This is a genomic window from Rhodoblastus sp. (genome assembly GCF_041915505.1).
Classification (GTDB): domain Bacteria; phylum Pseudomonadota; class Alphaproteobacteria; order Rhizobiales; family Beijerinckiaceae; genus Rhodoblastus.
This window is the reverse complement of record NZ_JAYSBG010000440.1, coordinates 1-2594: the sequence shown is the minus strand read 5'-3', so window position 1 is coordinate 2594 and position 2594 is coordinate 1. Positions and strand designations below refer to the sequence as shown.

The 2594-nt window shown below is 68.4% G+C and carries 3 protein-coding genes; 1 reads left to right on the top strand and 2 read right to left on the bottom strand.

Features of this window, described 5'->3' with window-relative positions; translation table 11 throughout:
* A partial coding sequence (locus tag ACE3S9_RS18270) for an SMC-Scp complex subunit ScpB (protein WP_374547903.1) occupies positions 1 to 446 on the top strand: 446 nt, incomplete at its 5' end.
* Between the two features lie 4 nt (positions 447 to 450).
* Here ACE3S9_RS18270 and ACE3S9_RS18265 read toward each other — a convergent pair.
* Both ACE3S9_RS18265 and ACE3S9_RS18260 read right to left on the bottom strand, forming a co-directional pair.
* On the bottom strand, positions 451 to 1371 hold the full coding sequence (locus ACE3S9_RS18265; RefSeq protein WP_374547902.1) for an AEC family transporter: 921 nt from the start codon (positions 1369 to 1371) through the stop codon (positions 451 to 453).
* Between the two features lie 126 nt (positions 1372 to 1497).
* Positions 1498 to 2594, bottom strand: a 1097-nt coding sequence (locus ACE3S9_RS18260) for a helicase-related protein (RefSeq protein WP_374547901.1), incomplete at its 5' end; no start/stop codon positions are given.

The following is a 2594-nucleotide window of genomic DNA, read 5'->3' as shown; positions in this document are numbered from 1 at the left end:
CCGATCTCGCCTGGGCCTTGCAGCGCGAGCAGCAGGAGCCGAGAAAGCTGTCGCGCGCCGCCATGGAGACCTTGGCGATCATCGCCTATCACCAGCCGGCGACCCGCGCGGAAATCGAGGATATTCGAGGCGTGGCGCTGTCCAAGGGCACGATGGATGTGCTGCTGGAGACCGGCTGGGTGCGGCTGCGCGGCCGTCGCCGCGCGCCGGGCCGGCCGGTGACCTATGGCACGACCGAGAGTTTTCTGCTGCATTTCGGGCTGGAGCAGATTTCCGACCTGCCGGGCCTCGACGAATTGAAGGGCGCGGGCCTGTTCGACGGCCGCCTGCCCAAAGGCTTCGGCGTGCCGCAGCCGCGCGATGACGCCGCCTTGCTCGAGGATGAGGAGCCGCTTGGCGACGAGCCGCTCAACGAGGCCTTCGCCTCGGACCTGCCGGAGGAATGAGCGCTTACGCTGGCGGGAGCAGGCTGAGGACGAGCGGCAGGGTCGCCATGGCGATCAACGTTTGCGCGGCGGTGATCCGCGCCATCAGCGGCGCGTCGCCGCCCAATTGGCGCGCCAGAATATAGGCCGACGAGGCGGTCGGCAGCGCCTGATAGAGCACGGCGACCAGCGTCGGCCCGGCGGCGAGGCCAAGCGCCCGGGCGATCGCCAGCGTGACGCCCGGCAGCAAGGCCAGTTTGAACAAGGACGAGATCGCGATCGGCGCCGTCGACGCGCGCAGGCCGGAAAAGCGCAGGGCCGCGCCGACGCAGAGCAGACCGAGCGGCAGCGAGGCGCCGCCCAGCGTCTTCATTGCCGGCGCGACGCCGACCGGCAGCGTCAGCCCGCTCCAGTGAAAGGCGAGGCCGCCGAGGCAGGACAAAGTCAGCGGATTGGTCACGCTCTCGCGCAGCACGTGAAGCGGCGACATCCGCACATCGCCATGGCGCGCAAAGACCAGCACGGCCAGCACATTGACCACCGGGACCATGGCCGCGTTGCAGATCGCGGCATAGGCGACGCCGGTCGCGCCGAGCCAGCCGGACACCATGGTCAGGCCAATATAATTGTTGAAGCGGATCGAGCCCTGAAAGATCGAGGTGAAGCCGGCGCCGTCGATCCGCATCAGAGGCCGGCAGGCGAGGACCGCCGCGGCGATGGTCAGCGTGGCGGCGACCAGCGTGAGCGCGAGCCGGCTCGCGGGCAGCTCGCCGAGTTGGGCGGTGGCCATGCCGTGAAAGAACAGGCTGGGCAGCAGCACGAAATAGCTGATGCGCTCGGCCTGCGGCCAGAAGGCGTCGTTCATGATTCCGAAGCGGCGCAGGCCCTGGCCGAGGGCGATCAGCAGGATGACCGGCAGGAGGGCGCGAAGGGCTTCTGCTGTCATTCCGCTGTCTCGCCATCCTTGCGCGCCGGTCGCGCGCGCAGCTTGATCTTCACGCGGCGGCGGGGCGCTGTCCAGTTTCTGTCGTCGATGTCGGAAGCGGCTATCGACACAGAGCGTTACGCCGCCTTATTGATGTTGTTTGGCGCCTTTGTGTTTCTTGGCCTTGGCGGGATATGGATCGCGGGGCGGCTTTTTCTCGCCGCCGCCGGCCAAACGCTCGACGCGAATATTCTCGCCGCCCGGCCGCCGCATATTGTGGAAGAAGGCCTCCGCCGCCTCGCCTGCGATCTCGACCTTGCTGTCGGTCGGGAAGATGCGGATGGCGCCGATCTGGGCGCGCGTGACGCCGCCATTGCGGCACAGCATGGGCAGCATCCATTTCGGATCGGCGTTGTTCTTGCGGCCGATGTCGAGCCGGAACCAGACCCCGTCGGCCAGCGGCGTCTTTTTCCCGGCCGGTCCCTTGGCGCCGGCGTCCTTCCGGCCGAAAGGCTCCGGTCCCACGCCGGGATCGGTCACATCCTCGGCCTCAGGCAATTTGGCGCGCAGCAGCCGCGCCAAGGCGGCGGCGCATTTCTCCGCGCCGTGCTCGGCGAGCAAAGCGGCGGCGGTTGCTGCTTCTTCCTCGCTGGGCTCTTCGTGGAGCGCCGGATCGCGCGCCATGCGCTCGCGGTCGAGCCGGGCGATCTCCTCGGCGCTCGGCGGCGCCTGCCAGTCCGGCGCGACATTGGCCTGCGAGAACAGGATTTCCGCGCGTCGTCGGGCTTTGGGCGGAACCAGCAGAACGCTGACGCCCTTGCGTCCGGCGCGGCCGGTGCGGCCGGAGCGATGCTGCAAGGCCTCGGCGTCATGGGGCAGGTCGGCGTGGATCACGAGGCCGACCGTCGGCAGGTCGAGCCCGCGCGCGGCGACATCGGTCGCCACGCAAACCCGCGCCCGCCCATCGCGCAGGGCTTGAATCGAGAGATTGCGCTCATGCTGGCCAAGCTCGCCCGACAGCAGCGCGGCGGTGAAGCCACGCTCCTGCAGCATGGCTTGCAGATGGCGTGAGGAATCGCGGGTGTTGCAGAACACGATTGCCGTAGGGGCGTCGTAGAACCGCAGCAGGTTGATGACGACCTTTTCGGTCTCGCGCGCGTCAATCCGCACGGCGCGATAATCGATATCGGCGTGGCCGGCGGTTTCGCCCTTGGCCTCGATGCGCAAGGCGTTGTGCTGGTATT